Annotated in this window: 15 protein-coding genes and 1 pseudogene; 9 read left to right on the top strand and 7 right to left on the bottom strand. The window is 67.1% G+C overall.

Annotation, left to right across the window (positions count from 1 at the left end; translation table 11 throughout):
* Window positions 1-261 precede the first annotated feature (261 nt).
* Together ACTIGJ_RS17470 and ACTIGJ_RS17475 are read left to right on the top strand one after the other, a co-directional pair.
* On the top strand, window positions 262-1,458 hold the full coding sequence (locus ACTIGJ_RS17470; RefSeq protein ID WP_439641621.1) for a ribonucleotide-diphosphate reductase subunit beta: 1,197 nt from the start codon (window positions 262-264) through the stop codon (window positions 1,456-1,458).
* Window positions 1,459-1,506: 48 nt separating this feature from the next.
* Window positions 1,507-3,012 carry a hypothetical protein gene (locus tag ACTIGJ_RS17475; RefSeq protein WP_439641607.1) on the top strand — a complete coding sequence of 502 codons (1,506 nt, stop codon included), beginning with the start codon at window positions 1,507-1,509 and terminating at the stop codon, window positions 3,010-3,012.
* 64 nt (window positions 3,013-3,076) lie between these two features.
* On the opposite strand, the pseudogene ACTIGJ_RS17480 reads toward ACTIGJ_RS17475, so the two are convergent.
* Together ACTIGJ_RS17480 and ACTIGJ_RS17485 are read right to left on the bottom strand one after the other, a co-directional pair.
* Window positions 3,077-3,289, bottom strand: a pseudogene (locus ACTIGJ_RS17480) (helix-turn-helix domain-containing protein); the annotation flags it as partial.
* Window positions 3,290-3,304: 15 nt separating this feature from the next.
* Window positions 3,305-3,895, bottom strand: a complete 591-nt coding sequence (locus ACTIGJ_RS17485; RefSeq protein WP_439641608.1) for a hypothetical protein — start codon at window positions 3,893-3,895, stop codon at window positions 3,305-3,307.
* Window positions 3,896-3,960: 65 nt separating this feature from the next.
* Here ACTIGJ_RS17485 and ACTIGJ_RS17490 point away from each other — a divergent pair, with 65 nt between their 5' ends.
* On the top strand, window positions 3,961-4,083 hold the full coding sequence (locus ACTIGJ_RS17490) for a hypothetical protein (protein WP_439641609.1): 123 nt from the start codon (window positions 3,961-3,963) through the stop codon (window positions 4,081-4,083).
* Window positions 4,084-4,493: 410 nt separating this feature from the next.
* Entirely contained in the window at window positions 4,494-5,714 is a 1,221-nt protein-coding gene (locus tag ACTIGJ_RS17495) for an aminotransferase class V-fold PLP-dependent enzyme (protein ID WP_439641610.1), read from the top strand.
* A 57-nt stretch (window positions 5,715-5,771) separates the two neighbouring features.
* Here the strand turns inward: ACTIGJ_RS17495 and ACTIGJ_RS17500 are convergent, their stop codons facing one another.
* Window positions 5,772-6,482, bottom strand: coding sequence for an SET domain-containing protein (locus ACTIGJ_RS17500; protein WP_439641611.1), 711 nt, complete (start codon window positions 6,480-6,482; stop codon window positions 5,772-5,774).
* 342 nt (window positions 6,483-6,824) lie between these two features.
* On the opposite strand from ACTIGJ_RS17500, the gene ACTIGJ_RS17505 reads away from it, so the two are divergent.
* Entirely contained in the window at window positions 6,825-7,760 is a 936-nt protein-coding gene (locus ACTIGJ_RS17505; RefSeq protein ID WP_439641612.1) for an alpha/beta hydrolase fold domain-containing protein, read from the top strand.
* Window positions 7,761-7,835: 75 nt separating this feature from the next.
* Here the strand turns inward: ACTIGJ_RS17505 and ACTIGJ_RS17510 are convergent, their stop codons facing one another.
* The gene (locus tag ACTIGJ_RS17510; RefSeq protein ID WP_439641613.1) at window positions 7,836-8,669 is read right to left on the bottom strand and encodes an NAD(P)H-binding protein; all 834 of its coding nucleotides are present in this window, start codon (window positions 8,667-8,669) and stop codon (window positions 7,836-7,838) included.
* A 122-nt stretch (window positions 8,670-8,791) separates the two neighbouring features.
* Here ACTIGJ_RS17510 and ACTIGJ_RS17515 point away from each other — a divergent pair, with 122 nt between their 5' ends.
* On the top strand, window positions 8,792-9,778 hold the full coding sequence (locus tag ACTIGJ_RS17515; RefSeq protein WP_439641614.1) for an AraC family transcriptional regulator: 987 nt from the start codon (window positions 8,792-8,794) through the stop codon (window positions 9,776-9,778).
* A 7-nt stretch (window positions 9,779-9,785) separates the two neighbouring features.
* On the opposite strand, the gene ACTIGJ_RS17520 is transcribed toward ACTIGJ_RS17515, so the two are convergent.
* From ACTIGJ_RS17520 to ACTIGJ_RS17530, 3 genes are all read right to left on the bottom strand, one after another.
* On the bottom strand, window positions 9,786-10,892 hold the full coding sequence (locus tag ACTIGJ_RS17520) for an alpha/beta fold hydrolase (RefSeq protein ID WP_439641615.1): 1,107 nt from the start codon (window positions 10,890-10,892) through the stop codon (window positions 9,786-9,788).
* Window positions 10,893-11,058: 166 nt separating this feature from the next.
* A complete protein-coding gene (locus ACTIGJ_RS17525; protein WP_439641616.1) occupies window positions 11,059-11,649 on the bottom strand; it encodes a YcbK family protein in 591 nt (196 codons plus the stop codon).
* Window positions 11,646-13,334 (bottom strand): L,D-transpeptidase family protein, encoded by a 1,689-nt coding sequence (locus ACTIGJ_RS17530; protein WP_439641617.1) that lies wholly within the window; start codon window positions 13,332-13,334, stop codon window positions 11,646-11,648. The genes ACTIGJ_RS17525 and ACTIGJ_RS17530 overlap by 4 nt, the downstream gene beginning before the upstream one ends.
* A gap of 202 nt (window positions 13,335-13,536) precedes the next feature.
* On the opposite strand from ACTIGJ_RS17530, the gene ACTIGJ_RS17535 reads away from it, so the two are divergent.
* From ACTIGJ_RS17535 to ACTIGJ_RS17545, 3 genes are all read left to right on the top strand, one after another.
* Window positions 13,537-14,127 (top strand): hypothetical protein, encoded by a 591-nt coding sequence (locus ACTIGJ_RS17535; RefSeq protein ID WP_439641618.1) that lies wholly within the window; start codon window positions 13,537-13,539, stop codon window positions 14,125-14,127.
* Between the two features lie 406 nt (window positions 14,128-14,533).
* The gene (locus tag ACTIGJ_RS17540) at window positions 14,534-14,806 is read left to right on the top strand and encodes a hypothetical protein (protein WP_439641619.1); all 273 of its coding nucleotides are present in this window, start codon (window positions 14,534-14,536) and stop codon (window positions 14,804-14,806) included.
* Between the two features lie 319 nt (window positions 14,807-15,125).
* Window positions 15,126-18,176 (top strand): Calx-beta domain-containing protein, encoded by a 3,051-nt coding sequence (locus tag ACTIGJ_RS17545; RefSeq protein ID WP_439641620.1) that lies wholly within the window; start codon window positions 15,126-15,128, stop codon window positions 18,174-18,176.
* The last annotated feature ends 261 nt before the right edge of the window (window positions 18,177-18,437 follow it).

The following is an 18,437-nucleotide window of genomic DNA, read 5'->3' on the forward strand; positions in this document are numbered from 1 at the left end:
CAGGCCGAACAGGCCGCGCCCGGCCGGATGCCGAACATCCGGCCGGGCCTTGTTGTCGATAGTGGCCCGCCGGTGCAGCGCGTCCGCAACGCGGCCGCTGCGCCCTCGAATCCGCTGACGAATTCCCCGCCACCTGCCCACCGCAACCGCGAGGCGGGTGTATAAATATCCATCTTTCAACGTTCAGAAATCCGGAGATCCACCATGCTTGACTGGGACGACGCCCCCGCAGCCCCCACCCTCGCCCCGCCGGTGCCGCCGATGGTCGATCCGATCCTCGCCGCACCGCGTGCGCCGGTCGCCACTGCCCGCCCGGCCTACGCCGCACCGGCGCCGAGCGCCACGCCGCGCGTGCCGGAAGCCAGCGAATTCAAGCTGACGCCGCCGCAGGCCAAGGCAGAATCCGGCGCCACCGGCCTGGAAGACATCACCATCGGCGCCCGCCGCATCCAGGTCGACGACAAGAAGATCATCAACTGCCGCGCCGACCTCAACCAGCTGGTGCCGTTCAAGTACGAATGGGCCTGGAAGAAGTATCTCGACGCCTGCAACAACCACTGGATGCCGCAGGAAATCAACATGAGCGCCGACATCGCGCTCTGGCAGGACCCGAACGGCCTGACCGAAGACGAGCGGATGATCATCAAGCGCTCGCTCGGCTTCTTCTCGACCGCCGACAGCCTGGTTGCCAACAACCTGGTGCTGGCTGTCTATCGCCACCTCACCAACCCGGAATGCCGCCAGTACCTGCTGCGCCAGGCCTTCGAGGAAGCGATCCACACGCACGCTTACCAGTACTGCATCGAATCCTTGGGCCTTGATGAAGCCGAAGTGTTCAACATGTACCGCGAAGTGCCGTCGATCCACGACAAGGCCGCGTGGAGCCTGCCGTTCACCCAGAGCCTGGCCGACCAGACCTTCCACACCGGCACCCCGGAGAACGACCAGCGCCTGCTGCGCGATCTGATCGCCTTCTATGTCGTCTTCGAAGGCATCTTCTTCTATGTCGGCTTCGTGCAGCTGCTGAGCTTCGGCCGCCGCAACAAGATGGTCGGCGTGTCCGAACAGATCCAGTACATCATGCGCGACGAGTCGATGCACATGAACTTCGGCATCGACGTGATCAACCAGATCAAGATCGAAAACCCGCACCTGTGGACCGCCGCGTTCCAGGAAGAAATCGCGCAGATGCTGCGCGAAGCCACCGAACTCGAAATCAAGTACGCCTACGACACCATGCCGCGCGGCGTGCTGGGCCTAAATGCCAGCCAGTTCAACGAGTACCTGAAGTTCGTCTGCAACCGCCGCTGCTCGCAGATCGGCCTGAAGCAGCTTTATCCGGGTGCCGAGAACCCGTTCCCGTGGATGAGCGAGGTCATGGATCTGAAGAAGGAGAAAAACTTCTTCGAGACCCGTGTGACCGAGTATCAGACGGGTGGGGCTTTGAGCTGGGATTGATTACGAAGAATTCGACGGCTTAACGAGTTAAAATTCGAGAAGAAGTTAATGCAGCGATACCTTAACAGCAGTGCGGCGATTTTTGCCGCACTGCTTTTTTTTTGCAGGCCAGAGGCTACATTGGCAGCCTCCAGCAATCAAAATTATTTCGGAACGCGCTTCACATACTCCGTAGTCGAAACGCGTAAAAGTATATTCGGAGGAGAGATAAAATTATTGCGCCCCTCAGGATTTGATCATTTCGGCACAGATCATGTTACTGAAGCCCTTCTAATTGAAGGAGCAATATCACGTGAGACACCGATCGCTGTCAATAATCTAATAAAAACAAATCCAAAAATTAAGGATGTCTACTTGGACAGCCCTGGCGGCGACCTGTTTGGTGGCATTCTTCTTGGTCAGACAATTCACAGCCAAGGTCTTTCGACAATTGTTTACAAGGGCGAATGCGCAAGCGCTTGTGCTCTTGCCTTTCTCGCCGGGTCAAAACGTTTAGTAATTACGCCGAGAGAAAAGTTTGGATTCCACCGTCAATACTACATAGTTGATCAAAAAATAAAATATGGCTCTTGGGAAAAAGATATTTCAACTATAAAAAATTATTTGAAATCAATAAGCGCCGATTTCATAACCCCAGAAGAAATCGTTGGGACCACTGGTCTTGTTACTTACACCAATGAGCGCTTGCGAGAGAAAGAAATTACAACTCAGTCGTTTGACGAATTCTATACGGAGATAGGTAACTATTTTTCTAGTAACACTGGATTTGAAAACTATATAGCCGATTGTTTCGACCGATTGGCAACTGGAGCAATGTTCCAATGCTCTGTAGATTTTCAATATCTCCGATCGAATAGTATCTTTCCACTCCGTTTGCCCGAAGTGATGCTGAAAGTTGCAGAGCGAGGCGTATCTCTCCAGCAAAAGAACAACGCGCTAGACGATGTTTACATAACCAATCTTGACCTTCTCTACTCTGAAATTGAATCCCAAGCGGATATATTGCGAATTGATTGCGTTGTATTCAATTCGGAGGAAGGCCATATTCAACAGACAGACTATCTGACTGGGCGACTGAAAGAGATCGCCGATTTAGTTCGTAAACCAGATGAAGCTATTCCAGAACCCGGCACCCCACTCCGATTTCCACTTGAATACGCAAAAATTTCTCTTGCTTTCCAACAGTATTGCGATGAAGTTAAGTCAGATGGCCTCCCGAAAAACTCTGTCTGGCGACCCAACAATCGTTGGGTATATATTTCTTCGGCTCTGAAAGGTACGACTAACGAGGACGCACTTCGCAATTGTGGAGATCTAACGAAATTCACAATGCTTGTGGGGAGAAGGCGAGATGAAGGATCAACCGAGCTTTCAATGCTTCGTATAATCAAAGATATGGCGCTGAGCCCTGTTCAAAGTGAAGTAAAGCCCTTGTTCAGAGCTATTGTCCGTTGGGCGTTTAGTCGGAAGCAGATTACCCCTGATTTACTTGCAAATCAGATAGAAAATAGTTGTATTAAGTCCGGCGGGTATGGTTTTTACCTAACCTACTGATGCTAATGACCTGCCGGTCGAAATTCGGACCGCGTGACTCTTAACATTCTGGCTCGCACCACTTTCATCCGCTGTCCGGCTCCGGCTCCGTCACCAACCTGACATTGGCTGCGACCAGCTGTGAAGGTGCCATGCCGAACAGGTCGCGGAACGCCGTGCTGAGGAGCGAGGAAGTAGCAAATCCGACTTCCAGCGCGGCATCGGTGAGGTTGCCGCCGACCGCGAGGCAGCGCAGCTCCTGTGCAATGCACCGCAATTGCCGGTAGCGACGGAAGGTAACACCGGTTGCGTCTCACAGTCTGTGCTGGAAACAGCTGGGCGACAGGGCGGCATGCCGCGCGGCGTGCGCCAGCGTCGGAAACTCCTGCGGCCTCGCGTTCACTGCACTGAGCCTAGCGTGGATCGAGGTCGGGCGCGTCTCGATATGGCGCATACCGATCGTGCCCAGGAATTCACGGCAATGCCGGAGCGCGGTTGCGCTGTCGACGGCTGAGGCGATGGCTTCGGCCATCGGTGCCAGCGCCTCGACGGCTGGTACGGCCGGGGCCGTGTGCGCAGCGAGATCACCGCTGGTGGCATCGACATACAGGAACAGTGGAATTAAAGGGGCCTGGCTCAATTTGTCGAAATGCCTGTGTCTTCTTAGGCTGCCAGCATCGCTGCTCTTTCGCTCTATCGCGCGAGTTACTTTCTTTTGACGCAAAAGAAAGTAACCAAAGAAAACAGACCCCATCGCTGCGTCGCCCAGCGAAAAGCCGCTGTCCTCGGCCCGACTGCTGCCGCAGTCGGGCGTTCGGGTTCGCGGCGAGCAATGCTCGCCAAGCGTGCGCCCCCTCACCCTGCGCTTCTCGGACCTGCCGGGGCTTTTCGACGCGCCATCCATGGCGCGGCGAAAAGGCTTCGGCTCCTGCCTCGCCCCCTGCGGGGCCCTATCCGTCAGGTCCTGCGATGCTCGGCGCGCTCAAGGGGGCCAACGTCAAACGCAACGGCAACAGCAACAGCAACGGCAACGGACGAAGCAACCGCACCAGCAAAATCAAAAGCGCTCTGGCGGCGGCTTCCGGCTTTTGATTCGGCTGTGGGCAGTTGTCTCGGCTTTTGATGCCGGCCCTCTGCATGACGCCGAGCATCGCAGCGGCTGCCGGTGCTGATCGGCATGGATGCCGATCAAGCGATGCCGGGCCATGGATGGCCCGTCATCGCGGGCACCGGCAGACGCGAGAAGCGCAGGGCATCGGATCGCGCTTCTGCTTCTCGCGATCCGACGGCATGCCGAGGACCTGTTTCTTTGCTTACTTTCTTTGCGCCAAAGAAAGTAAGTCGCGCGATAGCGCGAAACGCTGCACCTAGAGGAGCGAGGAAGGGCCAAGCTAAATTTGACCGGCACACTCAAACCGCAGCAGCCGACCGGGTTTTCGATCAGCATTGAGTGCGCGATCCAGAACGCTGGACATCGCGCATCTCCATCGGCCCGCTACCCCATGCCCACCCTCGACCTCGCCTTCATCCGCAGCCAGTTCCCCGCATTCTCCGAGCCCTCGCTGCGCGACACGGTGTTCTGCGAGAACGCCGGCGGTTCGTACACCGCCGGCACGGTGATCGACCGGCTGGGCGAGTACTACCGGCGGCTCAAGGTGCAGCCGTATTACCGCTATCCGGCGGCGCAGGAGGCTGGCGAGTGGATGGATGCCGCCTACGAAGCACTGGCGCCGTACCTCGGGGTGACGGCGGAGCATCTGCACTTCGGCCCGTCGAGCTCGCAGAACGCCTATGTGCTGGCGCAGGCGGTGCGGCCGCTGCTGCGGGCTGGTGACGAGATCATCGTCACCAACCAGGACCATGAGGCGAACAGCGGCGCGTGGCGGCGGCTGGCGGAGTTCGGCGTCACCGTGCGCGAGTGGCAGGTGGACCCGGCCAGCGGCCTGCTTGATCCGGATGCGCTGAAAGCACTGCTGAACGCGCGCACGCGGCTGGTTGCCTTCCCGCACTGCTCGAACCTGCTGGCGCACCTGAATCCGGTGGCGTCGATCTGCGCGCAGCTGCGCGCGGCCGGGGTGATCAGCGTGGTCGACGGCGTGTCGTATGCGCCACACGGCCTGCCGGATGTCACCGCGCTTGGCGCCGACATCTACCTGTTCTCGCTGTACAAGACCTTCGGCCCGCATCAGGGGTTGATGGTGGTGCGCCCGGCGCTGGCGGCGCAGCTGGCCAACCAGGGCCACGGCTTCAATGCCGATCAGCCCCGCAAGCGGCTGGTGCCGGCCGGTGCCGACCATGCCCAGGTGGCGGCGGCGCGCGGTGTTGCCGAGTACTTCGATGCCCTCGACCGCCACCACGGCGGCCAGGCCGATGCCGGCCGGCAGGCGCGGGTCCGGGCGCTGCTGCACCAAGCCGATCAGGAGCTGATGCAGCCGTTTCTCGACTGGCTGGACACGCGCCCGGACGTGCGCCTGCTCGGCCCCCGGCAGGCGCACCTGCGGGCGCCGACCTTCGCGCTGGATACCGGCGTGGAACCGGCGCTGCTGATTCCGCAGCTGGCGGCGCGCGGCATCCTGGCCGGCGCCGGCAACTTCTATGCGGTGCGGCTGCTGCAGGCGATGGGCCTGTCGCCGGCCCGGGGCGTGCTGCGGCTGTCGCTGGTGCACTACAACAGCCGCGATGACGTCACCCGGCTGACCACCGCGCTCGACGCGCTGCTGTAGCGCCGGCAGCGGCGGGCGCGGCTGCTCGTCGGCCGCCCTGCCAGCGCTGGCTGGCCTTCAGCGCAGCGGTCCGGCGCCGGCTTCGCGGCCGGCGAACAGCGCCGCCAGTTCCGCTTTCGGCAGGCTGGCGATGCCGGCCGGCCGCTCGGCCTCGCAGCGCGGGCAGCGGCACAGGAACTGGAAATCCTTGAGCAGCTGTCGGTTGCGGGCGAACCAGTCGAGCGCCAGGAACGATTCGTCGCCGAGGTAGTTCCAGCAGATCGCCTCGCCGCGACGGATCGGCCGGGTGGCCAGCAGCAGTTCCGCCAGCGGCTGGCGCGGCGTGGCACCGAGCCGGGCATTGGGATCGCAGGAGTGATTGGAGCGGCTGACGATCGGCCAGATGCCGTAGCCGATCACGCCGCCCTGCGCATAGCGGATGTTGTTGGCCGCCACCCGGTGATAGAGCTGGGCCAGCTTCTTCGGGTTGCGCTTGTGCTGGCGCGCCAGCGCGTCGAGCGTTTGCAGGTCGCGGCTGCCGAGCGTCCAGGTGGTCAGCTTGAAGTCTTCGGCCACCACCCGGGCGTGGACGTCGTCGCTGGCCAGGATCGATGCCAGCAGCAGCATCGGCGCCTCGTCTTCCTCGTCCGCCTCGATGCTGACGAAGGCGATCGGAAACTCCGCCGCCAGCAGCGCGCCGGCCTCGACGTCGGCATCCGCCACCAGCTGCATCTCCCCACCCCAGCGCGCCAGCCGCACGCGCGGCGCGTCCTGTCCGACGACGGTCATCGACGCCACGTCCTGTTGCCAGCCTGCATGCTGCGGATTCCTTCGACCCTGCCCGAACGACGGTGCGGCGCAGTCTAGTGCAGCGCGTGCAGCAGATCGTGAGTGCGCTGCACTAGCGACGTGCCTGCAACCGGGTGCGCACGGCATCGGAACTGACTGATTCGACAGTCAGAGCACCGCCTGCGATTTGCGTAGTCTCCGGTGCAGGCACCGCTCCGGCCTGGCTGCGCAGCGGCATCCGCAGCCCCGGACCGGTGCCACCTCTTCAGCCTTTTTCAGGCCACTTCTCGGGCCATCTCTCTGGCCGTTGCTGTGGCGCTTGTGCCTTGCGGATGACCGGCGATGCCCAGTCTCGAAGCACGGATGGTGATGTGGTGGATGCGCTGGGCGCGGCTGCGCCGGCAACGCGCCGCTCAGCGTGGCGGTAGCGCCGCACCGGTGCCGGCCCGGCCGTCCGCCGGCCTGCTGCGGCGGCTCGAGATTCGCGAATCGACGCTCGACGGCCAGCCGCTGTACCGGATCACCGCAGCCGCGTCCGCCGCGGCGCCGGCTGGCCGGATCCTCTACCTGCATGGCGGCGCCTACGTGCGGCCGATCAACCGGCATCACTGGCGTTTCATCGCCGACCTGGCCCGCCGCAGCGGCTGCGAGATCGTGGTGCCGCTGTACCCGCTGGCGCCGCGCCACAGCGGCCTGAGCGCCTTCCGCTGCGTGGCCTCGGTCTATCGAAAGGAAGCGGACGGCACGCTGCCGCTGATCCTGATGGGCGACTCCGCCGGTGCCGGGCTGGCCGTGGCGCTGGCCGGCTGGCTGCGCGATCACGGCCTGCCGCCGCCGCGCCGGCTGCTGCTGCTGTCGCCCTGGCTCGATGTCGCTGTGCCGCATCCACAGGCGATGGCCCTGCAGCCGGCCGATCCGATGCTGTCGCTCGACGGCCTGCGCCGCGCTGGCCGCGCCTATGCCGGTGCGCTCGGCGTCGACCATCCGCTGATCAGCCCGGCGCATGGCGATCTGCGCGGCCTGCCGCCGATGTCGATGTACGTCGGCGGACGCGAACTGCTGGGGCCGGATGCGCTGGCCTATGCCGAACGGCTGCGGGCGGCCGGCGGCAGTGTCGATGTGCATCACGCGCCGACGATGATGCATGTCTGGCCGCTGCTCGATTTCCCTGAAGCCCGCGCCGCCCGCGTCCGGATCGCCGCGCAGGTGCGCGCCACGCTCGGCGGCACGGCGCACGACGCCGAACCGCCCACGCTGGGCCGACCCGCCGCCGCCTGAGCACCGCCCCGGCCGTCGGCCGGCACCTGCTGCATCAGGCGCGATCCGGCGCATGGCCGGATCGCGCCCCGGTCATCAGAGCCAGGCCTGGCGGAAGTCGCGGGCGTAGTCGGCAAAACGGCGCGGCGGCTGGCCGGTGATGGCCGCCACTGCGTCGGTGATGCGCTCGGCATAGCCCTGCTTGAAGTAGCCGAGGATCAGGTTCAGGAAGGTCGCGTAGTCCGGCGGCACACCCGCCGCCAGCAGCCCAGCAAGCATCTGCTCCGGCGTGATCTCGGTGTAGCGGATGTCGCGGCCGGTTTCGCGGCTCAGCAGCGCGGCCACCTGGTCGTGGTCCAGCGCTTCCGGCCCGGTCAGGTCGAAGGCGCGGCCGACCTGGCGGTCGCTGACCAGCAGCTCAGCGGCCACATCGGCGATGTCGCGGGCATCGATGAAGCTGCCGCGTGCGCTGCCGGTCGGCAGCAGGATGCGGCCCTGCTCGCGGATGCCGTGCAGCCAGAAGGTGTTGAAGTTCTGCATGAACCAGTTCGGCCGGATCACGTTCCAGGCCAGCCCCGAGGCCTGCAGCTGCTGCTCGGCGCGGAACAGCGGCGCGGCGGGATCGGCATCGGCGCCCATCGCGCTCATCAGCACCAGCTTGCCGAGACCGGCGGCCTGGGCGGCGTCGATGAAGCCGCCCAGCAGCGCGTGCTGGTCGGCATGACCGGGCGGCGACAGCAGGAACGCGGCATCGACGCCAGCCAGCGCCGCCGCCACGCCGTGGCCGCTGACCAGGTCGAGATGCGCGTCTTCCGGCCCGCTGGCTGGCCGATGGGTGCCGCGAACCACCTGCTGGCCGCGCAGGCGCAGGGCCGTGACCAGCGAGGAACCAACGGTGCCGTGGGCACCGACCACCAGAATTCTGGACATTGCGTACTCCGATTGGGGATGGACCGTGCGGCCATCTTCGATCGGCATCTCCGTACGGAAAATGGCTTCAAGTCCGTCTAGAATGTCTATGCGTCCGGGAAGGGCGCTGACCAGGAACCGTCATGGATCTGCTCGCCGATGTCCTGCACCAGGCCGGGCTGCGCCGCCGCCTGCTGCACGCCCGGGCGCTGCCGGCCGGCGTGGCGCTGCGCTTTCCCTGCGAGCGCAGCCTGGCGTTCCACGTCGCGCTGGCCGGTCCGCTGTGGCTGCATGCCAGCGGGCTGCGCGAACCGCTGCGGCTGGACAGCGGCGATATCGTGCTGATGGCGCGCGGCTGCGAGCACCGGATCGCCCGCCAGCCGTCGCTGGCCGGGCTGCCGGAAGTGGCGATGTCGGTCTCCGGGCCGACGCCGGTCCCCGGTGCCGATAGCACTGCCGCGCCGACGCTGGTCAGCGGCGCCTACCAGCTGTGGAACCGGCCGGTGCATCCGTTCTTCGCGGCGCTGCCGGACTGGCATCTGCTGCGCGCCGACGCGCTGCCGCAACAGGGGCCGGTGTCGCGGGCGCTGTCGCTGCTGACGCCGGAAATCGCAGCGGCGGAGGCCGGCGCCGGCCTCGCGCTGCACGCCGTGACCGACCTGCTGTTCGTCTACCTGATGCGTGACCTGCTGGATCGCCACGCGCCGGCGACCGGCCTGCCGCTGGCACCGCGCGACGATGCCGTGCGCCGCGCCGTGGCCCTGCTGCACGGCGACTGCGCCCGCGCCTGGACGCTGGAAACGCTGGCGCACGCCGTCGGCCTGTCGCGCACGCTGCTGGCCGAACGCTTCCGGCAGACCATCGGCGACACGCCGCTGAACTACCTGCGCAGCCTGCGGCTGCAGCAGGCGATGCGCCTGCTGGTCGACACCGACGCGCCGCTGGAACGGGTGGCGATGCAGGTGGGCTACCAGGACGCCTTCAGCTTTTCCAAGGCTTTCAAGCGGCTGGTCGGCAGTGCGCCCGGCGAGTTCCGCCGCCGCGATGCCGGCGAACGCGAACACCCGTGGCGGTTCGCGCCCGGCGAGCGGCTGCCGTCGCCTCAGACCGCCGCGCCGCCGCCGCGCTGAGGCGCGCTCAGGCCGAGCGGGCCGCCAGCCAGTCGCCGACTTCCGGCCAGATCGCCTTCGGGGCCTGGCTGCCGGACACGATCGCCATGTGCCCGCCCGGCGCGTCCAGCACCCGCACGTCGCGGCTCGCCGCGAAGCGCAGCAGCGCCTTGGCGCAGGCCGGCGTGACGATCGGGTCGCCGCGACCGGCGACCAGCAGCAGGTTGGCGTCGATCGCCTCCAGCCGCGCCTCGCAGCCGGCGATCGGCAGGCGGCCTTCGGCCAGGCAGTTGTCGGTCCACAGGAACTGCACCACGTCCTGAATCACGCCACCCGGGTAGGCCACCATGTCGTCGAGAAACGCGGCATTGGTGGCATGCGCGGCCACCTTGTCGCGGTCGTCCAGGTCGGCCAGCAGATCGAGATACGGCCGCAGGCTGGCGACCGGCGCGGTCAGCTTGTAGAGCACGCTGTTGAACCAGCCCGGCGCCCGCCACCAGCGTGGCGGCGTGGCGTGCGGGCGCAGGCCCGGCAGCCGGCCGAGCCGCCGCACGACACGGCCCAGCCGGCGGTACTGCTGCCCGAGCACGCCGTTGTCGTGGTAGTCGCAGGGGGCGCCGAGCAGCACCAGGTTGCGGATGTCGCGGTCGCCGCTCCAGGCCGTGTACGCGTAGGCGAACAGGCCGCCGAAGCTCCAGCCGTGCAGCGACAGCGCCTGCTGGCCGGCATCGGCGCGCACCCGCGCCAGCAGTGCCGGCAGCCATTCGGTGATGTAGGTCGACAGCCGCCAGTGATCCTGCGCCGGCCCCGGACGCCCCCAGTCGATCAGGTAGACACGGAAGCCGCGCGCCAGCAGGTCGGCGATCAGGCTGCGCTGCGGGAACAGGTCGTAGATCGTCATGTTGACCGCCAGCGGCGCCACCAGCACCACCGGCACCGCGTGCTGCACCGGCGCCGTGGCGGCCGGCGCGTAGGCCCGCAGGCGGACGATGCCGTCCTCGTGGATCAGCGTGTACGGCGTGCGTTCCGACTGCACCAGCTGGCGCGCGTCGAACAGGCGGTCACGCAGGTTGACGAGGCGGCGGGCAGCACGCGCGCTGCGCGCCGGGCGGCGGGATTTCGGAACGGCGGACATCGGCTGGGCGTCTCGACGGCGGAACGGGGGCCGATTGTGCACGATCGTTCACGAAAATCGGCATTCCCCGCCGCGGCGGACCCCGATTGCAGCGGCCATCGCCGGTTCAACCGGATGCGTCCTCGACCAGACCGCCGCCGCCCGACCGGCCGGCGGATGCCGCGCGCTACCAGCGCCGGACGCGGCCGGTATCCAGGTGGACGAACTGTTCGCGCGGGTAGTAGCCGACCCCGCCGGCCTTCAGCAACAGCGCCGCGTCGCGCAGATCGGCCAGCGGCACGCCGGCCAGCCGCACGTCGATCGCCTGCCCCTGCAGGTGCAGGCTGTGGCTGGCCACGCCGCCGCCTCGGGTCTTGCGCAGGCGCTGGTTGGTGGCCGGCGAGCGGTAGCCGGAGATCACCTCGAAGCAGGCGCCCGGCTGGTCGCCAAGGCCGAGCACCCGGTGCACCCGATGCAGCAGGTCGAACAGCGCCGGATCGATGCGGCCGACATCGCCGCTGTAGTGATCGCGCAGGAAGCGGTTCAGCGAGCCGAGCGCCTCGGGCAGGTACTGATCGCCCCGGGCGTAGACCTGTTCGATGCGCTCGCCGGTGTGGGTGTGGTGCATGGTCAGCAGGCGCAGGCCGGCAGCGGCGGGCCCGGTACCGGCGAAGGCGGCGGCTGGCGGCGCGGCGACGGCCGGCAGCAGCGCCCCGGCAGCGCCGGCCAGCTGGCGCAGGAAGCGCCGACGCGGGCCGCTGTGAAGATCGTCGGTCATGGCGTGTCGGCTCCAGAAGCGGGCGGGGCATCGGCCGACCGCCTCGGGCGCTGGCGCAGCGCCTCGTCGAGCAGCCGGTCGTGGCCGTAGATGTCGTCGAAGAAGTGGATGCGACCCTGTTTCACCAGCGCCGTGCCGTAGGCGATCAGCACCGGGATCGGTTCGTCCAGCTTCAGGGTAGCCGACTTGCCGGCGGTCATCGCTTCGCTGATCCGCGCCTCGGTCCATTCCGGCATGTTCTTCAGCACGAACTCGGCCAGCGCCAGCGGCCGTTCGACGCGGATGCAGCCGTGGCTGAAATCGCGCCGTTCGCGGGCGAACAGGCCCACCGACGGCGTGTGGTGCAGGTAGATGTTGTCGCGGTTCGGGAACACGAACTTGATGTCGCCGAGCGCATTGCGCTCGCCCGGGCGCTGGCGGATGCGGGCGCCGCCGCGCAGCACCGCATCGAGCCCGGCCTTGTCGAGCGCGGTCTGCACGCTGCCGTCGGCAAGCACGAACTCGTAGCCTTCGCGGGCCCATTCGCCGGGCTGGCGGCGCAGCTTCGGCACCAGTTCGGCTTTCGCGATCGACGGCGGCACGTTCCAGTACGGGCTGAACTCGATGTAGCGCATCGCTTCGTCGAACAGCGGCGTGCGGGTGTCGAGCGCCTTGCCGACGATCACCCTCATTTCCTCGCGCACGTCGACACCGCCGTCGCCGACCTCGTAGGCGCGCAGCACGAACTCGGGAATGTTGATGACGATCATCCGCTGCGCCTGCAGCAGCGGCGTCCAGCGGGCGCGCTCCAGGGTCAGCTCGATCTGGTGCACGCGGCTCGACGGCGTCACCCCCAGCGCCGCGATGCTGGCCTTGCCGAGCACGCCATCGGCGGGCAGTCCGTGGCGCGCCTGGAAGCGGCGCATCGCCCCGACCAACGGCTCGATGTAGAACAGCGGCGCGACGGTGGCGGTGGCATCGAGATCGCCGAGCGCCCGCAGCCGCTCGGCCAGCCGATCGACGCCGGACCAGGTCTGGCCCGGCACCAGCTTGCCGGGCTGGTTGCGGCCGGCGCCGGGCAACGCCGGCAGCGGCAGCTGCCAGGCGCTGCTGCTGGCGGCCAGCTGCCGGTATTCGGCCAGCGCCACCCGCAGCCGGCCGTAGGCCGGCACCTGCGGCGCCAGCGCGGCAGCCACGGCCGGCAGCCGGTGCCGGGCGACCGCTTCGTGGAGCAGCAGTCTCAGGTCGAAATCCGGCTGCACCGTCTGCGCGAAATCCTCGTGGAGGAGTGCCGGATCGATGCGGCCGAAATGCAGGTCGTGCAGGTAATGCAGCATTGCCGCCGTCAGCGCCGCATCGAGCGCCGCCTGCGCAGGCGCGTTCAGCGGACCGACGGCCTCGGCATGTGCCACCGCCCGTTGCAGGCCCGCCGCATCGTAATCCTCGGCACTCAGCCCGTGCTCGGGCGCGGCAACCAGCAACGCCACCGCTTGCCCTGCCTCGGTCCGCAGCCGGCCATCGCCGGCGAACCAGACCGGCTCGCCATCGACCGTCTGCGGAGCGGGCGCGGTTGCCGCCTCCGCCAGGGGGGTCGAGGCATCGGCAGCTGTCGACGAGTCGTCAGCCGAAGCGAGACCGGCGATCGACAACAGCAGAACGAAGCCGGCGGCACACCGCTGGCGATACCGCGAGGGCAAGGGGGTCATGTCCGCATTCTGAACGCTGAGGGACGACAGTGTCCGCGAACGACACTGACGGTTTGACCAGATTTTGATGACGTCATTTTCAGTATTCACAGGCAAGTGCGGCGGATCACATTCGTTCACAAAATATTCTTGCGAAGTGCACATCCGTTTACTAGCTTGCCGTTACCCGCCACTCCTGGCGCGCAGAAACGGAGACGTCATCGTGAGTACCCGCCCCTTTTCCCTGTTGGCCAGCAGCTTGTTGTTGATCACGCTCAACCTTCCGGCACAGGCGCAGCAGAGCCATGTATCCGGCTCGGCGTCGGCACGGCTGGGTGTCGATGTCGGCGTCAGCGCCGGCGGCGTGGATCATCGCCCGCTGCGCGATCGCGACGATGAAGACCGCTACGGCAGCTATCACCGCTACGGTGGCAATGATCGTTATGAGGACGATGGTCGCGACGACTACCGCCCACAGCCGGGCCGCCGCTTTGTCGGCGGCATCATCGGTGGCGCGCTGGGAGTCGCCGGCGATGCGACCCGCGGTGCGTTGTCGATTGCCGGCGATGCCACCCGCGGCGGGATCGGCATTGCCCGCGACGCGACGCGCGGCAGCCTCGGGCTGGCTCGCGACGTGACACGCGGCACGGTGGGCGTCGTGGCAGGCCACAACGGTGCCAGCGGGCGCGGTCAGGGTCGCGTGGTACCGCGCAATCAGGCGGGCGCTGGCGTTGACCTGCGCGTCGGCGTGGGCGTCCAGGCGGGAGCCGGCGCAAACGCTGATGACCGCCGGCGGGCACCGTATCCCCGCTAGTTGCGCCCGCGTTCCCGTATGCAAAACCGCCGCTTGGCCTTGGCTTGGGCAAGCGGTACCGCGCGGCTCATGGCGACTTGCTGATGCCCTTCGGCCAACGCAAGCGCCGGTCGCGCTGCCGCCCGAGATGACGTCAGCACGCACATCCGGGCGGCGGTTGCGGTCGCCAGCCCGTTCGCCCACTCGGATACCGCAGGCAACGTGAGGTTCCTGTCTCGCCGCATCGTGCTGTCGAGGCATGGCGGCAACCACTTCTTTAAGGCCGCGCAATGCCTGCAGCGGCATGCGCGGCATTGGGGCGTGCCCGGTTCTGCGGCGCTTCGCGGCGATGGCGGTGTCATCCCGCCCATACTGGTGCCCGGTGGTGATCGTCCGGACCGCCACCTTCCTCCGAACGAGGCCTCCGATGACCGCCACGATCACCCTCCATCTGACTGCCTACCGCAGCCGTGCGCTGATGCTGCAGCGCGAGGGCCGTGACGCCGAAGCGGCCTACGACACCCATATCCGCGACTACCTGCGCTATCTCGCAAGCGAAGCCACCAAGGCCGGCTATGTGCTCGAGACAGACCACGGCGAGGGCAGCGCCTACTCGATCCATGCGGACTCCCATGACATGAAACAGCGTGCGCACGATTGGCTGGCAACGCTGCCCGACATCTGGAACTGGATTCCCTAAGCGACACGAACAGCGCCATTCCCGGCGCTGTTTCATCGTCTTTCTGCGTCGCCATCGTGACCCACGTCGCAGACGCCGCCGCAGGATGATCATCCTTGCACCAAGCTTGCTTGGAAAATTTCGGGCAATAACGATATGCGGCATCGCGGCGCGCGAAGGCGCAGCGGCGTGCTTTCCCTCTCTCGACACTTCACGCGTTGACCGGATGAACACCAAGACCTTGATGGACGGAAACACGCGGTGCCTGGCAACGGCCCTGCGTCGATCGAGTCCACAAACCGGGACGCCGTCGGGCGCTGCGCCCGGCTCTCCCCTCCCCATGCGGGTGGCACTCGCACTGCTGGCATTGCTGGTGCTGGCGCCGGTGCGGACCGCGATGGCGGCCAAGCCGACGGTCAGCATCGACGATGTCCAGATGCTGGAAGGCGAGCGGAAGCTCGTGAAGAGCACGATGACCTTCACCCTGTCGCTATCGGAAAAGGCCAGCGAACGGTTTTCGGTGCGGGTTGCCACCACGAATGGCACTGCAAACGCAGGCAGCGACTACGACTCTGCCAGCGGCGTGGTCCGCTTCCGGCGCGGCCAGATACGGCAGACGTTCTCGGTCAAGATCAACGGCGACGCCACCGCAGAGCCAGACGAAACCTTCTTCGTCGATCTGTCGAGCCCGGACGGCCTGCTGCTCGGCAAGCGGCGCGGCACCGGCACCATCCTCGACGACGACACGCCGGCGCCGGAAGTGGCGCTGTCGGTCGCCGATGCCACCGTCAGCGAGGGCAATGGCGAGCGGCGCAGCCTGCGCTTCGCGGTGACCGCGCAGCCGGCGCCGAAGTCGACGGTGACCGTCAGCTATGCAACCGCGAACGGCAGCGCCAAGGCAGGCAGCGATTACGTCACCACCTCCGGCACGCTGAGCTTCGGCGCCGGCGTCGGTTCCCAGATCATCGAGGTGCCGGTGATCGGCGACACGGTGGCCGAGAACGACGAGACACTGACCGTGACGCTGAGCGCGCCGACCGGCCGGGCACGACTGGATCGCGCCCAGGCGACCGGCACGATCGTCGATGACGACCAGGCCGCGCCGGCGACGCCGAATCCGTTCGCCTTCACGGCCCGCGCCCATCTGGAACCGGGCAGCAGCGAAACCAGCGAGCCGGTGCAGATCCTCGGACTGACGACGGCGGCGCCGATCTCGATCCGCGGCGGTCGCTACAGCGTCAACGGCCAGCCGTTCACCGATGTGCCCGGCAACATCGGCAACGGCGACATCGTGGAAGTGCAGGCGCAGACGCCGGCCAGCTACGGCGCCAGCGCCAGCGCGCGCCTGACCATCGGCACGGCGGCTGCGGATTTCACCGTCGAGGCGCGCCCGCGCGACACCACGCCGGAGCCGTTCGCCTTCGCGCCGGTGTTCGCGGCCGCCGCCGGCGGCAGTGTGTCCAGCGCGCCGGCGACGGTGTCCGGCATCGATCCGGGCACGCCGATCTCGGTGACCGGTGGCGCCTACCGGATCGATGACGGCCCCTGGCTGACGACGCCGGGCACGGTGTCCGCCGGCCGCCAGGTGCGCGTCATGGTGACCGCCGGCAGCAGCGGCAGTGTCAGCCGCGCCGAGTTGCGGATCGGCACGCTGTCGGCCGGCTTCGCAGCGACCACGGCTGATGGCAATGCGACACCGCGCGCGTTCTCGTTCGCGGCCGCGCCGGGCTTTCCGCTGCTGCTCGCCGAAAGCGCAACGGTCACCGTCGCCGGCCTCGCCGCGCCGGCCCGGGTCCGCGTCGGCAATGGCCGCTACAGCATCAACGGCGGCGCCTACACGACGCTCGACGGCGTCGTCGTCAACGGCGATCGCCTGCGGGTGGCGCTGATCGCCGCGCCCAACCTCGACGACCGGCAGGACGCGACGCTGACGCTCGGCAGCTACGCGACCCGCTTCAGCGTCACCACCTCGGCGCCGGAAGACCGCGCGTCCGACGCGATCCAGCTGCCGTCGATCAGCACGGCCGCGATCAACAGCGCCGTGATCACGCCGCCGATGACGATCCGCGGCATCAATGTCGCGGTGCCGATCAGCGTGTCGTCCGGCCTGCGCTACAGCCTCAACGACGGGCCATTCACCGGGGCCGCCGGGATGGTGCGCTGGGGTGACAGCCTGCGGCTGCGGATCGACACCGGCCCGGACTACGGCCGGCGCTACACCGGCGACGTCACCATCGGCAACGGCACGACCAGCTGGCAGGTTCGCAGCCAGCTGTCGCCGGCGCGTCCGGCACGGTTCACGCTGAGCCCGGCTTCGATCTACACCAACGGCCTGGTGCTGCCGGGCTCGGTGCAGACCACCGAACCGGTCACCGTCAGCGACGCCGACGGACCGCAGACGGTATCGGCGAGCAACGCCCAGTACCGGATCAACGACGGGCCTTACCGCAGCGGCGCCGGGACGGTCCGCAACGGTGACCGGATCACGCTGCGGGCGGTCATGCCGTCGACCTACTCGGCCGATCAGGTCATCAGCCTGAGCATCGGCTCGACCAGCGCCAGCCTGACGCTGAGCACCACGATCGACGCGGTCGCCAACACGCCGACCACGTTGTCCGGCGCCAGCGAAAGCCATGTCGTGCGCAGTGACGGCATCGTTCCGCTGCGCGCCTTCGTCTTCAAGCCGGACGGCTGGCGGACCTCGGACCGCCGCGCCGCCTACATCGACTGGAGCGGCGGCGGCTGGGCGCGGAGCGGCGTGCCGATGTCGCGATCGAAATTCTGGGCCGACCAGTACGGCATGGTGGTGATCGCGCCCGACCAGCGCGTCAACGACCGCTTCGGCACCTACGCCTACGTGCACGCCGACGACGCACGCCGCGTGCTGAAGTGGGTGCAGGACCATGCCGGCGAACTCGGTATCGATCCGGCACGCGTCGTGGTCACCGGCACCAGCTCCGGCGGCGGCAACGCCACCTGGGCGGCGCTGCTCGACCCGCCGGCCACGACCGCGATCGGCAGCTCGCCGCCCGTTCGGGCCGCAGCCGTGGTGCTGCGCTCGGGCGTGACCTCGACTGCGGATGACGCCGCGCTCGGCCGATCGCAGCTGGCCCGCTTCGGCCGTTTCGTCGACGCGATCAGCCCGGATCGCGACATCGACGCTGGCATCGCGCCATTCCTGCTGTTCCACGGTGACGCCGACGTGGTATTCGCCCAAACCGCCAACCTGCGCCTGTGCAGCCAGATTCGCACCCGGGGCCGGATCTGCGATTTCCACAATCAGGCCGGTCTCGGCCACGACTGGGCAAACGACAGCACCAAGCTCGCCGAATCGCGCAGCATCGAGGTCGACTTCCTGAACCGGATCGGCGTGCTGCCATCCCTGCGCTGACCGCCGGCCAGCGGCACGGCCACCGCTGCTCGCTGTCGCCGGGACGGGCGGGCGGCATAGGCGGTCGCTTCCGGCCGGCCACCGGTCTGAATGACCGACAACCCGAGCGCCGGTTTGCCGCGATAATCTGACGAAGGCGTCGGGCCTGCACGGCAGGCCCCCCCCCGGCGGGAAAAACCAAAAAAAACCGGGGGAGGGGTGGCGCGCGTGTAACGCGGGCGCCGGCGCGCGCCCCAGCCGGTGGGGCAAGCCCACCGCCCC

The sequence above is a fragment of the Nevskia sp. genome (genome assembly GCF_051860985.1).
Lineage (GTDB): Bacteria > Pseudomonadota > Gammaproteobacteria > Nevskiales > Nevskiaceae > Nevskia.